Annotated in this window: 10 protein-coding genes; 9 read left to right on the top strand and 1 reads right to left on the bottom strand. The window is 57.7% G+C overall.

Translation table 11 applies throughout. The features are described 5' to 3' along the window. Positions 1-1293, bottom strand: coding sequence for an MFS transporter (locus tag BJG93_RS23125; protein WP_027196550.1), 1293 nt, complete (start codon positions 1291-1293; stop codon positions 1-3). Between the two features lie 931 nt (positions 1294-2224). Here BJG93_RS23125 and BJG93_RS23120 point away from each other — a divergent pair. The 9 genes from BJG93_RS23120 to BJG93_RS23080 all read left to right on the top strand — a co-directional run bounded on the left by BJG93_RS23120 (position 2225) and on the right by BJG93_RS23080 (position 14923). Then, positions 2225-3550, top strand: coding sequence for an LLM class flavin-dependent oxidoreductase (locus tag BJG93_RS23120; protein WP_027196549.1), 1326 nt, complete (start codon positions 2225-2227; stop codon positions 3548-3550). 28 nt (positions 3551-3578) lie between these two features. Continuing rightward, positions 3579-4079 (top strand): flavin reductase family protein, encoded by a 501-nt coding sequence (locus BJG93_RS23115; RefSeq protein WP_034478424.1) that lies wholly within the window; start codon positions 3579-3581, stop codon positions 4077-4079. Positions 4080-4377: 298 nt separating this feature from the next. Continuing rightward, positions 4378-5295 (top strand): LysR family transcriptional regulator, encoded by a 918-nt coding sequence (locus BJG93_RS23110; RefSeq protein WP_027196548.1) that lies wholly within the window; start codon positions 4378-4380, stop codon positions 5293-5295. A 159-nt stretch (positions 5296-5454) separates the two neighbouring features. Next, the gene (locus tag BJG93_RS23105; RefSeq protein WP_027196547.1) at positions 5455-6057 is read left to right on the top strand and encodes a nitroreductase family protein; all 603 of its coding nucleotides are present in this window, start codon (positions 5455-5457) and stop codon (positions 6055-6057) included. 200 nt (positions 6058-6257) lie between these two features. Then, positions 6258-6626 (top strand): cupin domain-containing protein, encoded by a 369-nt coding sequence (locus tag BJG93_RS23100; RefSeq protein ID WP_027196546.1) that lies wholly within the window; start codon positions 6258-6260, stop codon positions 6624-6626. Between the two features lie 394 nt (positions 6627-7020). Further along, complete coding sequence (locus BJG93_RS23095; RefSeq protein WP_027196545.1) at positions 7021-8454, top strand: NAD-dependent succinate-semialdehyde dehydrogenase; 1434 nt, start codon at positions 7021-7023, stop codon at positions 8452-8454. 226 nt (positions 8455-8680) lie between these two features. Further along, positions 8681-9709 carry a DUF1338 domain-containing protein gene (locus tag BJG93_RS23090; RefSeq protein ID WP_027196544.1) on the top strand — a complete coding sequence of 343 codons (1029 nt, stop codon included), beginning with the start codon at positions 8681-8683 and terminating at the stop codon, positions 9707-9709. A 1-nt stretch (position 9710) separates the two neighbouring features. Further along, positions 9711-12728 carry an FAD-binding and (Fe-S)-binding domain-containing protein gene (locus BJG93_RS23085; RefSeq protein WP_051374324.1) on the top strand — a complete coding sequence of 1006 codons (3018 nt, stop codon included), beginning with the start codon at positions 9711-9713 and terminating at the stop codon, positions 12726-12728. An 857-nt stretch (positions 12729-13585) separates the two neighbouring features. Next, on the top strand, positions 13586-14923 hold the full coding sequence (locus BJG93_RS23080; RefSeq protein WP_051374323.1) for an EAL domain-containing protein: 1338 nt from the start codon (positions 13586-13588) through the stop codon (positions 14921-14923).

Below are 14923 nucleotides of genomic sequence, written 5' to 3'. Positions count from 1 at the left end.
TCAGTTGACGCGCTTGCGGCTGGCGACTAGCGCCACGAGCGCGAGGGTCGAAATCACGATCAGGTAATACGCCGGCGACATGATGCTGCCTGTGAATTTCACGAGAAGGTTGGTCACGACCGGCGTGAATCCGCCGAACAGCGTCATCGCGATTACGTAGGCGAGCGACGAGCCGGTGGTACGGCAGGACGTCGGAAATAACTGCGAGAGCAACGAGCTGACCGGCGCATAGTAGAAGCTGTAGAACACCAGTGACAGGGTGCACTGGAATGCAATCAGCGTTGCCGGGCTCGGGGCACGCGTGAGCATGTAAAAGAGAGGCAGGATCAGCGCCATGCCACACAGGAGCGCGGCACGCATCACCCGGACGGTGCCGAGTCGGTCCGCTGCGATGCCGCCAATCATCGGGAATACGACGCATACGAGGCCGCTGAGGATCGACGATAGGAAGGCTGAATCCTTGCTGACTCCGAGATTATTGATTGCGAACGTCGGCATGTAGATGTTCATGAAGCTCGCGAGGCCGCCCGCGCCGGAAATGATCGCGCCCATGAGCACACCCGACATGTGCGATTGCGCCGTTTCGCGCAACGGCTTGTGCGGCACCACTTCGCTCGACTGCTCGAACGCGGCCGTCTCGTTCACTTTGCGGCGGATATAGAGGCCGATTGGGCCTATCAGGCAGCCAAAGGCGAATGGCAGACGCCAGCCCCAGGAATCGATCTGTTGCGGCGACAGATAACGATTCGCGCCGTAGGCGAATAGCGACGCCGCCAGTACGGCGAGACCTGACGTCGACCATTGCAAGCTACCAAAAAATCCCCTGCGGTTCGCATCCTGTTCGGTGAGGAAGGAATTGGCCGCTCCGAACTCGCCGCCCGCCGAAAAGCCTTGCAGCAGACGTCCCGCCACTAGAATCACCGGCGCGAGCACGCCGATCTTGTCGTATGTCGGAACGAGGGTAATCGACGCAGTGCCGCACAGCATCAGGAACGCCGTGAGGCTTAGTGTGAATCGCCGACCGTACTTATCTGCGACGACGCCGAGGATAATTGCACCGACCGGCCGGATGAGGAACGAGCTGGCGAAGGTGAGAAGGCTGAGCAACAGCGCCGATTGTTCGTCGCCGGTCGGAAAGAACAGCTTCGACACGGTGATTGCGAACATCGCGTATACGAGCAGGTCGAACCATTCGAAAAACGTGCCGAAGTTGGCGGCGATGACATCGCGGACCGAATTTTTTACGGGCGTCGCGCAGACACCGGCGTCAAGGGTGTTGGTTCTGTTCGGCATTTTATCTCCTGTGCAGTCGGCGCCGGTCGGATTGTTGCCGCCGGAGCCGTTATAGAGACGCGCCATGCGCGCGCCGCGATTTAAAACAACAAGCTTATGCAGGACAAGCGATATGGGGGATCGAATCGTTGCGCGCAGCAGGGCGAGCGGCCCGGTCTTTTAGTACACGGGGGACGTCGGCACAGTGCGGCGCAAGCTGCCGGCCTGCCCCGACGCGGCCGCCTGAACGATGTGTGCGCAATTCAGCGGGCCGCGCACCTGGATCGGCGCGGACCGACGAGTGCCGCCACGCGGCCATGATCGCCGAGATATCTCTTCGAGAGGCGGAGCCTCATTTTTCCGTCTTTCATCATTTCGGCACCTCATTGCGGATTACGCCACCCGACAATGCATGAGCGGCATGAGCAGGATGGTGTGCTGCCGGCGTGAACGACACAATGCCGTCAAAAGAGGTCCGGTATTCGAAATCCGTATAGGGGGTTTTCCCCCATGTGGCTCGGCTCTGCAATTCAGTGGCCTCGCTGAACGAACTTAATGCCAGCCGCGACTATGGCCCGAGCGGGCCTTGACTCGGCGAGCACGCGCCGGATGCCGGTGCGGTGCGGCGCACGGAGCAGGCCCACGGCCGTCGATAGGGCCGGCACCACCGTCGCGCTGCACCTGCCGAAGGCTGGCAATGATGTCGCCCCAACGGCGCGAAGTGCGGCAACGAGACAAGCGCCGCGCACACCGATGACGATGCAGGGTTTTTCGCATGGGCAGCACATCGGGCCAGTTTCAGCCTCGCCTGAACGAAGCAAGGGAATACCCTTATCCACTTTTCAAATAGACGGCCGCCTTTGGCGACATTGTTTATCGGACGGTGAAGCGCGAACATTCACCCATGCCGCCATGTTCCGGGCGGACCAGTCCAAGAATGGGAGCGCATGCAATGACTAAAGACGGAAAAATGAGGCTCGGCCTCTCGATGAGATATCTCGGCTATCACGTTGCCGCCTGGAGGCATCCGGATGTGCCGGCGGACGGAGCGCTGAGCTTTGCACATTTCCTGAACACGGCCCGCAAGGCGGAAGCGGCGCATCTCGACATGGTTTTCTTTGCTGACGGTCTTGGGATCCGCGCCAATGACAATCCGAAAGGATCTCTTGCGCGTGACATGCGGAATGCAGAGTTGGAACCGATCACGCTTCTCGCCGCACTGGGTGCGACGACGTCAAACATCGGGTTAGTGGCAACTGCCTCAACCACCTACAACGAACCGTTTCACGTCGCACGGAAATACGCTTCGATCGATCACATCAGCGGCGGCCGCGCCGGATGGAATGTCGTCACTTCGTGGTCAGATGAGGAAGCTCAAAACTTCAACAGGAACGAGAACCTTGCCTATGAAGAGCGGTACGAACGAGCCGACGAATTCGTCGACGTGGTCAGATCACTTTGGCGGAGTTGGGAGGAGGACGCATTCGTTCGAGACAAGGAAAGCGGACTTTTCTATCAGGAAGACAAGTTGCACGTGCCGAACCACAAGGGCAAGCATTTCCAGGTACGCGGCCCGTTGAATTCCGCGCGTACTCCGCAAGGAGAGCCGATCATCGTGCAGGCCGGAGCTTCCGAGGCCGGACGTGAGCTTGCCGCCAGATGCGCGGATGTGGTTTATAGCAATTCGCATGATCTGAAACATGCGCAAGATTACTACGGCGATCTGAAGGGGCGGCTCGCGAAGTATGGTCGCGAGCCAGGCGAGTTGTTGATCATGCCGGGCATTACACCGTTCGTCGGTAGAAGCAGGCAGGAGGCACAAGACAAGTTCGATCAGCTTCAGGAGCTTATCCACCCGCTGAGCGGCCTGGCCTCGCTCTATAACGCGCTCGGCGACCTATCCGGCCATCCGCTCGACGGGCCGGTGCCAGACATCGGTGGGCAGAAACTCAGGAGCATTGCATCAAACCTGTTGGAGATGGCTCGTGCCGAGAACCTCTCAATTAGACAACTCTATCAGCGCGTCGCATCGACTTTCTGGGTACGCCTGGTGATCGGAACCGCCAGCGACATCGTTGATGAAATGGAAGAGTGGTTCAAGAATGATGGCGCAGACGGCTTCAATTTTTGCCCGGCCATTCTTCCGGGCGGTATGGACGACGTTAGCGATTTCATCATCCCGGAACTGCGCCGCCGCGGGTTGTTCAGGGACCGATATGAAGGACGAACTCTGCGCGAGAACCTTGGCCTCAAACCTAGTATCTACAAGCGTGGGTGATCCGTCATAGTCTAGTCAGGTGACCGAAATGCAAACCATCGATTCCAAAGCTAACTTCCAGCAGGCGATGTCGTTGTTCGCTGCCGGTGTTACAGTTATTACCGCAATGCACGACGCAAAGCCGGTCGGCCTCATCGCGACATCGGTATGCAGTCTCTCCGACGACCCACCGTCGGTCATCGTCTGCGTGAACAAGTGCGCTTCGTCCCACGATGCAATCCTGGGCGCAGGTAGTTTTGCCGTGAATCTTCTTTCGACAGCGCACTGCGGGCTCGTTGATACATTTCGTAAGTTTAAAGGGAAAGACCGTTTTGCCGGCAACAAATGGTCATCTCTTGCGACCGGTGCACCGATCCTGCCTGATGCTACCGTCGCATTGGACTGCGAAATCAGCGATCGGCATGACGGATTCACTCACTCCATCATCGTTGGCGTAATCAGAGAGATTGCGTTCAATGAGACTGTCGATGCGGGATGCCTTCTGTGGCACGAACGTGGTTTTGCACGAAGCGCACCTCTAAGTATTTGACCGGCAGACGCTGGTGCGGTCATGTCACTGAGCATGCGTCCAGCATGATCGCAGATAAAACTGCAGATTTTTGGTCTAACGGACTGATATGGATGTCTTGATGCGAGGCGTCTTGATTGCCCGTTCAACTTGGCCGGTCGGTGTAATCGTTCGTCTTAAGCGCATCTTGATTGGGCGGCATCGACTTGGAAGGGCCAGCAATGCTCGATCATGCGAATACCATGGCCGACACGCTCTTGCGATGTCGGTCCGAACCATAGATGATGGTTGCTGAAAAGGGACAATTACTTGGGAAATCATGAACATCCGGCAACTTGACGCGTTCCGCACGACGATGATGGTGGGCACTGTAAATGGCGCAGCGGACTTACTGGGGCTGTCTCAGCCATCGGTGAGTCGCTTGATCACCGAGCTCGAAAAGGAGCTCGGCGTGACATTGTTTAACCGCGCTGCTGGCAGGCTCGTGCCGACGCCTGAAGGCAGGATGATCCACGAGCAAGTAGAGAACACATTCCGTGCGTATCAAAAGATCGGAGAACTTGCCGCTGATGTGAGGAAACTTCGCGTAGGTAGCATTTCGATCGCATGCATGCCTGCCCTCGGAATAACTTTTTTGCCGGCAGTCATAGCCCGGTTTTGCGAAGCTCACCCAGACGTTGATATCTCACTGGATGTTCAAAGCTCCACGAAGGTGGAAGACTGGATTGCCACGGAAAGAATCGATCTTGGTCTTGCAGAAGTACCTTACGACCGCGAGGATCTTTCGGTAGACGAATTCTGCAACGTTCCCTATTACGCGGTTATGAAGAAGGGGCACAATCTCGGTAAAAAGTCGGAGCTTTCACCTGAGGATTTCGAAGGTTGCACGTTTATCTCAACCACGGCGCACTATCAAGCCCGGCCGCATGTTGATCGTCTATTCGAATCGCGAGACGTAAGCCGTGTTATGCGTATCGATACGTCGTTCTCCCACTCGACATGCGAGTTGGCCGCACTAGGAATGGGTGTCGGTTTTATCGATCCTTTCAGTGTTCACGGATACCTTGACCGGGTCGATGTTCGACTCGTGGACCCGTGTATCACCTTCAGGGTTGGGCTGCTATATCCGAGGTGTCGCCCGTTGTCGAAAGTGGGGCGAACATTTGTTTCGTTTATGAAGGAGCATCGTGATCGATGGTTCGCTGAAGTCGCAGCAGCTTGCAAACTCCATGGATGACGCTGCCCAGACGCTTTTAATCCGGCAGTCGCGTAGACGGCCTAGATTGATCGCCTGAATTAGGTCCAGAATTGGCCGGAAATGGAGTAACTCTAGGAAAGTCCATCTCACATAATCCTCTGTTTTTGGTCTTGAATAGACTGTTATCAAATTCCGACTATGGCTATCCAAACAATTCGTACACCTCCTTATCCAATTGATGCGCAGTTCGTCGAGCGCTGGTCTCCTCGCGCTTTCACGTTAGATCCTATCGATGAGCGGACGCTTCTCACTATTCTCGAAGCTGCCCGTTGGGGTCCGTCGTCTCACAATGCGCAACCGTGGCGGTTCATGTACGCCCGCCGGGACACAGAATCCTGGGAAATGTTCCTGTCCTTTCTGAGCGACTTCAATCGCTCATGGGCCACCCGCGCAGCAGCAATCATTGTGGTCGCGTCAATGCGTACATTTCGGATGCCTGGTAAGGACGAAGAAGTACCTTTACTTACGCATTCGTTCGACGCAGGAGCGGCCTGGGCGTTCCTTGCGCTGCAAGCGAGCCTCTCGGGCTGGGGCGCTCATGCCCTTGCTGGGATCAACAGCGAAAAAATCCGCAGTGATCTGGATATTCCCGACAACTTCGCAGTGGAAGCGTGCGTAGCCTTGGGCCAAGCGGGGGATGCAACGTTGCTTCCGGATTCGCTCCGGGCAAGGGAAATGCCTAGTGACCGCAAACCACTGAGTGACATTGCGGCGGAAGGCCGCTTCATCGGCGGGTCTTAAGTGTTCTGGAGTGGCTATTTTAACTCTCCGCGCGGGTACGGCGCGAAATCGCGTCGGACGCGTGAGATCCCAACAGTGACCGGGGTGTTGACGAAGTAGAGCACAGCACATTGGAGTCCTGGCACCGGGTCGTCGCTGGTCGGCCGATACGAGCAGGGGATCGATGAGGCGCGCAATATGTTTTCTATCACGGAGTAATCATGGAACTATTCACGTTCAACAAGGTAGGCAAGGTCGACCCGACGCAGCTTCAGCAGAATTCAAGCCACCCAGCCGACGAGATGCTGGTAGCCGGCAAGCCGAAAAGGACCAGCAAGCCCTTGGTGGACTTTGAGCCGTGGCGTCCGGGCGTCGGCTTCTGGGAGGCGGAAGTTGGAGCTTGGAACTTCGTATATCCATCAAACCGAAACGAGATCTTTCACGTTCTGGAGGGCACCTTTTCGATCGAGAGCGAAACTACTCCACGAATCGAGTTCACGAAAGGCGATACCGGTATTATCCCTTCCGGCTTCTCGGGAACCCTCAGGGTGTATGAGGCCGTGCGAAAAATGTACGTTCTTCTAGCCTAAAGGGTGTTGAAAGCGCGAGAAAATATACATTGTTTGGACATTCCTCAAGAAGCGAGATTCATTGTCAGGCCATATGCGATGCTGGGCCGAGATCGCTGTTTCACTGATTGAAAGCATGATCCGGCTTCCTCATGAAAGAGTTCGATCACTCGTTATCTGCCGAAGAGATCTCGCCCATGTATACATTTGCGCAGAGTATCTCGGGATGGCAGCTTCTTGTTCGGACGCGGCGACGTATTTGAAGACTGAATCCAGCGAATCGGTAAGAGTGATGGTTGCCCTGTAACTCTGAAGAAGGGATAAGGCTGATTTGTCAGTCGGACCCGCCAGAAAGTCTTACCCGCCAATGGCCGGCTTAACGTCAATTTGATCTGAAAAGACAGAAGGTAGTTAAATGACCTATCCAAATACCAGGCTGTTTATCAACGGAACTTGGTGCGATGGACGCAATGGGACAACCATCAATGTAACTAGCCCTTCGACTGGTGAGAACATTGGGGTAGTCGCCCGCGCGACGAGGGAAGATCTTGCCCGGGCGGCTTGCGCTGCGGAGGCAGGCTTCGCCGAGTGGCGCAAAGTGCCAGCGATCGACAGGGCCAAAGTGATGAGGCGCGCGGCAACGCTTCTCCGGGAGCGTGCTGAAACGATTGCCCGTCTCCTAACACAAGAGCAGGGGAAACCTCTTGCTGAGGCGCGGTCGGAAGTCCTTTCGGCGTCGGAAATCATTGAGTGGTTTGCTGATGAAGGGCTGCGAATTTACGGAAGGGTCGTCCCGTCGCGCCACCATCAGGTGCAGCAAATTGTGCTAAAGGAACCGGTGGGCCCGGTGGCAGCATTCACGCCCTGGAATTTTCCGGTCAATCAAATTGTTCGCAAACTGTCGGCGGCGCTTACGACGGGTTGCTCTTTCATTGTGAAAGCGCCGGAAGAGACGCCCGCCTCTCCGGCGGCGCTGATCAGCGCGTTCGCAGACGCTGGAGTTCCCCCAGGCGTTTTGGGCCTCGTCTTCGGAGATCCCGCAGAGGTCTCCAGCATTCTTATTTCTCATGCAGCAGTCCGGAAAGTTACGTTTACCGGATCAACGGCTATCGGCAAGCAACTAGCAGGTCTAGCTGGTTGTCACATGAAACGGGCAACGATGGAACTCGGCGGTCATGCGCCAGTTATCGTTGCTGCGGACGCCAATGTTGAGGAAGTTGCGCGAATAATAAGCGCTGCGAAGTTTCGAAACGCTGGACAAGTCTGCGTTTCTCCAACTCGGTTTCTCGTGCATAATAGTTTGCGTAGAAAGTTTGAAGCGGCGATGGTGGAATATGCCGAGAATTTAAAAGTAGGCGATGGCCTTGATGAAAGCACGTCACTCGGTCCATTGGCCAATGAGCGGCGATTAGCGGCTATGAAGGATCTAGTGAGCAACGCACGCGACCTTGGAGCCAGGATAGCAACAGGAGGCCACCAGATCGGCGACCGGGGCAATTTTTTTGCCCCAACTGTGCTGACCGACGTGCCATTGGCCGCGACTATTTTTAATGACGAGCCTTTCGGCCCTGTTGCCGCCGTACGAGGATTTGACCATCTCGACGACGCAATCTCGGAAGCGAATAGGCTCCCGTATGGACTGGCTGGATATGCATTCACAAGCTGTGTGAAGAGCGTACATAAGCTGTCGCAGAGCTTGAACGTTGGAATGCTGTGGATTAACCAGGCGGCGACACCGTGGCCCGAAATGCCATTCGGCGGCGTAAGGGATTCTGGTTACGGATCAGAAGGGGGATCTGAGGCATTGGAACCGTATCTGGTTACTAAAGCCGTCTCGGTTAAATGCTGACCGCCGGTTTGCTTAGCTAGTCTCCGCCGCTTGGCGCGCTAGCGGCCGACCAATATTGGATGTCGTCAATTTTCGCAGTTTGTTCCTGACGCGCGTCAGGTAGCTAATCTACTTTGCGTAGGTATACGAAATTCTTGACACATATAAATGAGCAAAGCCCTGTGCGAAAAAACAGGCTGTCAGACGTCCACACCGCTCAGGGCGGTGACCAAAAGAGAGGTGATTTATGCGCAATCAGAACGTAGACCGGATGTTGACTAATACTCTTGGCGAAGAAAGGACTCGATTTATTTTTTCGACGCTCAATTTCCCGGCGATCCTCGATGACTTCGAAGAAGGCTCCGTCACACGCGCCGAGCTGGCTCAGGCGATGAACATGGCGCTCTTCGACGATCTGTTGCAACGCTCGCGAAACGGCCGGATCTACACGAACGATGCAATCGGGAACGGCGGCTCCGTATTCTTCGATCACGGCGCGTTACGCACCGTACGTTGGCCGCACAATGGCGCGCTACCGCCCGGCGAGGCGGCTTTTACCCGTATTCTTCGTCCACTCGGGTTCAAGCTCAATGGCCGTTATCCGCTCGACAAACTGGGCATGACGGGCCGTGCTTATGCGCACGAAGATGCACCCGACGAGATCGCCCAGTTCTTCGTGAGCGAACTGCATCCGGAGCGCTTCTCGACGGCGTTTCAGGAGGCGGTGACGAACGTTGTCGGGTCGTCGAAAGATCCGCTCACGCCCCTTGCTGTCTCGCTGCTTTCAGAACTGGAGCGCGACGGCTCGCTGGCCATCGAAGCCGCTGAGAACTTGCTGCCTGTAATCGTCGGTGCGTTCGCGCGTCAGCACGATATCCCGCACGAGACTGACTACGACGCGCTTCTGCTCGAATCGCCGGAAATGGCGTGGATCGCGACCGAGGGGAACGGGTTCAATCATGCGACGGATCGTGTCGAGGACGTGTTCGGGCTTTCCGACAACGAGAAGGCCAAAGGCCGCCCGATGAAATCCGAGGTCGAACGTTCGCGTTCCGGGCGCGTGTTTCAGACCGCTTATCGTGCTGATACGGTGCGCCGCTCGTTCCGTTCGTCCGATGGCAAGGAGGTGAGCCGGGATGTGCCAGGGTCGTTCTACGAGTTCATCACACGGAAGCGCACGTTCGATCAGGCAACCCGTCGCTGGCAGACCGATCTGCGTTTCGATGCGGGCAACGCGACCGGAATCTTCAAGATGACATCGAAAGCGGCGAAGTAACGTGAAATCAGCCACACCTTTCCAGGCGAGCGAGCGCCTTTTGCGAAACCTAGAAACCGACCTGCGTGCGAAGGTGCGTGGCGAAGTGCGTTTCGATGCAGGCTCCAAAGCGCTGTATTCATCCGATGCATCGAACTATCGTCAGATACCGCTCGGCGTTGTCGTGCCCGCCGATGTCGACGACCTTGTAGCAGCGCTCGACGTGTGTCGTCACAGCGATGTACCGTTCCTGACGCGCGGCGGCGGCACGTCGCAGAACGGGCAGTGTGTGAACGTGGCAGTGGTGGCGGACGCGAGCAAGTATGTGAACCGCGTGGTGTCGGTGGATGCGCAGACGCGCACGGCCATCGTCGAGCCGGGCGCGATCTGTGACATGCTGCGCGACGCCGCCGAAGCGCACGGCCTCACCTTCGCCCCCGACCCGGCCACGCACAGCCGTTGCACGCTCGGTGGCATGATCGCCAACAACTCATGCGGCGCGCATTCGGTGATGGCAGGCAAGACCGTCGAAAACGTTGAGGCGCTCGAGATCGCGACTTACGATGGCGCGCGCTTCTGGGTCGGCCCGACGAGCGACGCGGAACTCGACGCCATTATGGGCGAAGGCGGAAGGCGCGGTGAGATTTATCGGAGGCTACGTGATTTGCGCGACCGCTACGCACGTCACATCCGCGACGAGTTTCCACAAATCAAACGACGCGTCTCCGGTTTTAATCTCGACCAGTTGCTCCCGGAGAACGGCTTCAACGTGGCGCGCGCGCTCGTCGGCACGGAAGGCACGTGCGCGGTGACGCTTCGGGCCAAGGTTCGACTGGTGCATAGCCCGGCATGTCGCGTGCTGTTGGTGCTCGGCTTCAAGGACATTTACACAGCGGCGGATGCGGTACCGCATTTCAATCGCTTTTCACCCCTCGCAATCGAAGGGCTCGATCGCGGCATCATTCGTGGTCTGGAGGTGCGCGGACTGAAATCGGAAGAGATCGCGCTGCTGCCCGAAGGCGACGCTTGGGTCGTGCTCGAATTCGGCGCCGACACGGTTCACGACGCGCTTTCGCAAGCGCGGGAAGCGGATGGGTACTTCAAGACGGGCCTGGGTGGTGAGAACGTCACGAGTTTCGTCGTCGAGGAGAAGGTGAAGCAGCAGAAGATTTGGTCGATACGTGAGACGGGTGCATCCGCTGTTTCGCTGTCGATCGATCCGGCTACGCCAGACCCGATCGTCGGGTGGGAAGATGCTGCCGTCGACCCAATGCGTCTCGGCGATTATCTGCGTCAGTTCCAGACGCTGGTCGACCGCTACGGCTACGAGACGTGCCTTTACGGACACTTCGGCGACGGCTGCGTGCATGCGCGCATCACGTTCGATATTCGAACGCCGGAAGGCGTGCTCAGGTGGCGCGAATTCTTGCGCGATTCGGCGCAACTTGTTGTCGACTACGGCGGGTCACTGTCCGGCGAACATGGCGATGGACAAGCGAAGGCCGAGTTCCTTCCGATTATGTACGGGCCCGAAGTCATGCGGGCAATGGAGGAGTTCAAGGCCATCTGGGATCCTGCGAACCGGCTGAATCCAGGTAAGGTCGTGAACGCGTACCGCGCGGATGAGAATCTGCGCATGGGACCGTCGTACAAGCCCGTGAAGCTCACGACGAAACTGACGTTTGCCAGCCGCGAAGGCGATGGCTTGCAGCGCGCGGTGGAGCGTTGCATCGGCATGGGGAAGTGCCGTGCTCTTGATGGCGGCACCATGTGTCCGAGTTTTCGCGCGACGCGCGAAGAAAAGTATTCGACCCGTGGCCGCGCGCATCTGCTCTGGGAAATGCTGCAAGGAGAAGTTATCACCGACGGATGGAACAGCCGCGAGGTGAAGGAAGCGCTAGATGGCTGTCTCGCGTGCAAGGGCTGCAAGTCTGACTGTCCGACGCATACCGACATGGCGTCGTACAAGGCCGAGTTCTTGTCTCACTACTACCAGCGTCATCGCCGGCCCAGGCAGGCGATGTTCATGGGCAGGATCGGGCAATGGGCGCCGCTGGCGAGTCGTTTTCCGTGGCTCACGAATCTTATGACGTCGTCGCGTTTCATCGCGCCTATCAGCAAGTGGGTCGCGGGCGTCGCGCCGCAGCGCGATCTGCCGCTTTTCGCGTCGAAACCGTTCAGACAACTTGCGGATGGTCATCGCGTACGCGACAGGCATCCGAATGCGAGGCAGACGGGCAAGGTCATTCTGTGGGTTGATACCTTCAACGATCATTTCTCGCCTCAAATTGCAAGCGCCGCATTCGACGTCCTGACACTGCTCGGATACGACGTGGTGTTGCCTCACAAGCGTCTGTGTTGCGGGCGTCCGCTGTATGACTACGGGCTCATTGACCAGGCGAAGGCCTTGTTGCGACGCGCGGTCGACGACCTATCGGAAGACATCCTTCTCGGCGTTCCGGTCGTCGGGCTTGAGCCGGGTTGTCTGTCCGTGTTCAAGGACGAATTACTCAAGCAGTTGCCGCAGGATGACATTGCGCGAAAGCTCTCGGCGCAAACGCATCTCTTGTCGGACTTCCTCGCCGAAACGGATTTTCAGTGGCCAACGCTCGATGCCGATGTCATCGTGCACGGGCATTGTCATCAGAAATCGCTGTTCGGCATGCATGGCGAAACCGCGCTGCTCGACAAACTCGGTGTGCGCTGGAAGCTGCTCGATACAGGATGCTGCGGCATGGCTGGATCGTTCGGTTTCAACAACGAGCACTATGATCTGTCGATGAAAGTAGCGGAAGACAAGCTGCTGCCGCTCTTGCGCGCCGCGCCGCCGGATGCATTGATCATGACCAACGGCTTCAGTTGCCGTGAGCAGATCGAACAAGGTGTGAAGCGACCGGTCCTGCATATCGCCGAGCTCGCGCTTCGTGCGCTCAGGAGTGGGCATGGCGGCCGTCCGGTTTCTCGGGCCAGTATAGCGGGCAACCTGACTTCAGCTTCAGATAGTGCATCTTTTCGCCCAATGCAGAGAGATCAGGCCTGAGTTGCGCTCAGCACTCCTTGATTCGGTGGCCGTGTGGAAAAGATGTGAGCGCAACTGGCCTGGTGGACCGAATGCCTGTCTGCGAGGGATTTTGGAGCAGACGGGGGCGGAGCCCGCCTGCACATCGTCGTGGGCGGAGGTTTTGGTATGGCTGTTTTCGTGTGATCAGACACCGGTCTTGACGAGGCGGCGCGTGGGCGACCGCAGACATCAATGTCTTGCACACCCCCAGACTGCGGCCATTGGCGCCCCTTTCCACGTGGGGTAGCGAGTACTCGGAGGACCTGAGGTGCGATCTTCAAGGTCGCCGTACCGTAACCTTCATCAAGGATGAGAAAATTATGACGAGTGTGGGAATGTCGTTGAGGAGTATGGTCGAGGATTGGTTGGCGCCCGACCCGAACAGAGGGTTTCGGGTCAGCCACTACGGACGATCCAGCAGGGGGCGATATGTGTGCGTCGTCGCAGACAATGGAAGCGGGTCGAAGGCGATGTTCTTTTTTCGACACCGAAACGGAAAATGGTGCATCTTCCCACCCGATCCAGAGAGACCTGCCATGCGCATCGCTGAAGTTTCGTATGCCCGAGACTGACGGTGAAACTAAACGTTAGGCCGGACGCTCGGAGCATGCTGGGCGCCACCGACGATGCGCCAGGGACTTTCTTCGTGTGCTGTGGGTGAGCGTCGTTGATGGCGATCAGTTTTTCCACGTCTTGATTCGTGGTTGCGTGGCCGGTTCGCTCCGATCATCGAACACGTGCCGGCCGGGAACCGGTGAATGCGTGTTCCGCGCCACGCGTGGCTACGCGGCGTGCAGCGAAGGGTACTGTGGACGTTTAGCATACCGAGGTTGATTATGGCATCCAAAAATCCTGCTCACGAGCTGCTCAGAGCCGCACCGATCCGGCCTGCCGGGCAGGAGGGCGATGATAGTAAGTGCGACGCGGGGAACGAGAGTTTCGATGATCAGCGACAGACGGAAGATCGTCCACGTCCTTACCAGTGGTCGACGTCCACTCGAACCGACGCGCTGGCGGAGCCTGCCGGATCGGTCGGGGAGCTCTGCGTCGTCGCAACGATCGCAAATCTGCGCGAGATCGAGCAGGTGTATGGCGAGACGACTGCGCTTGCCGTGCGGCATGCCGTCTATGAGCGGGCCCGGGCGCTCTCACGATCAGGGAGGGCTACCGTTGCAACGACCGGTGCGCATATCGTTTTTATCTTCGACCTGTCCTGCCTGTCCTACAAGGGCAACGCATCGGAGGAGTTATGCGGGCCCATCGTCGAGCACCGGATAGTCAAGGTACTTGGCGCGCACGCCGTGCCACTGGGAGACGCGGCCATCATGCCTGTCGTACGCGCGTCAGCGATGCGCTCCGGGTATCAACCATTTCAGGATTTCATCGATGCGGCAAACCTGGCAACTGCGGGCCATCACTGGTGTGAGCGGTACAGGGCCGATATGGTGGTGGCTGCTGCCGTCTTCGCGGCACTGGAAGAGAAAAGGCTCGATTTCGATCGGGAACCCGTCTGCGCCGCCGGCGATTCGCAAGATGTAACATACTACGAGGTACTGCTTTGCGAGATAAGGAACGGCCAGCGCATCCGTATCGGTGGTCTCGTGGGGGCCGTTGAGCGCCTGGGAATGGTGAGGCGGCTCGACGAATGGGTCGTCGACTCGACGATTGCCGCATTGCGCCGCAATCCTGCGCTGCGACTCGGCTGTAATGTGTCCGCGCATAGCGCCACACTCGATGCGTGGTGGACACCCATCGCCTCCCAGTTGCATGCTGACAGACGCCTTGCTTCGAGGCTGACGATCGAGATTACGGAAACAGTCGCAATGACTTCGACGACAGAGGCACGGAACTTCGTCAGGACGTTCCAGGCGCTGGGCTGCCAGATCGCACTGGATGACCTGGGGAAAGGTTACAACAATCTGATCGCCCTGATCGGGCTTGGCGTCGATATCGTCAAGATCGATCTGCGTTGCCTCCGACAGGAAGGCGGCACCCGAAGTCCCCTGGGTCTGCGTCCGCTTATCCAGTTCGCGAAGGCTTACGCGGCGAGCGTCATCGTCGAAGGCATCGAGACTGAGGACGACGCGCAACAGGCGCGGGAGTGCGGGGCGACCTGCCTTCAGGGCTATCTCTATTCAGGTCCTTCGCCAAACGTTGGTGCGGAACGTGGATGA

Origin of the sequence: Paraburkholderia sprentiae WSM5005, assembly GCF_001865575.2 — a bacterium.
GTDB classification, from domain to species: domain Bacteria; phylum Pseudomonadota; class Gammaproteobacteria; order Burkholderiales; family Burkholderiaceae; genus Paraburkholderia; species Paraburkholderia sprentiae.
Note: the sequence above shows the minus strand (reverse complement) of the source record. Positions and strands in the feature narration are given on the sequence as shown.

Bases quoted from the DNA above. Each gene is read 5' to 3' on its own strand.
- BJG93_RS23100 (WP_027196546.1), top strand. From the start codon at position 6,258: ATGGAACTATTCACGTTCAACAAGGTAGGCAAGGTCGACCCGACGCAG.
- BJG93_RS23125 (WP_027196550.1), bottom strand. From the start codon at position 1,293: ATGCCGAACAGAACCAACACCCTTGACGCCGGTGTCTGCGCGACGCCC.
- BJG93_RS23105 (WP_027196547.1), top strand. From the start codon at position 5,455: ATGGCTATCCAAACAATTCGTACACCTCCTTATCCAATTGATGCGCAG.
- BJG93_RS23110 (WP_027196548.1), top strand. From the start codon at position 4,378: ATGAACATCCGGCAACTTGACGCGTTCCGCACGACGATGATGGTGGGC.
- BJG93_RS23090 (WP_027196544.1), top strand. From the start codon at position 8,681: ATGCGCAATCAGAACGTAGACCGGATGTTGACTAATACTCTTGGCGAA.
- BJG93_RS23120 (WP_027196549.1), top strand. From the start codon at position 2,225: ATGACTAAAGACGGAAAAATGAGGCTCGGCCTCTCGATGAGATATCTC.
- BJG93_RS23080 (WP_051374323.1), top strand. From the start codon at position 13,586: ATGGCATCCAAAAATCCTGCTCACGAGCTGCTCAGAGCCGCACCGATC.
- BJG93_RS23115 (WP_034478424.1), top strand. From the start codon at position 3,579: ATGCAAACCATCGATTCCAAAGCTAACTTCCAGCAGGCGATGTCGTTG.
- BJG93_RS23095 (WP_027196545.1), top strand. From the start codon at position 7,021: ATGACCTATCCAAATACCAGGCTGTTTATCAACGGAACTTGGTGCGAT.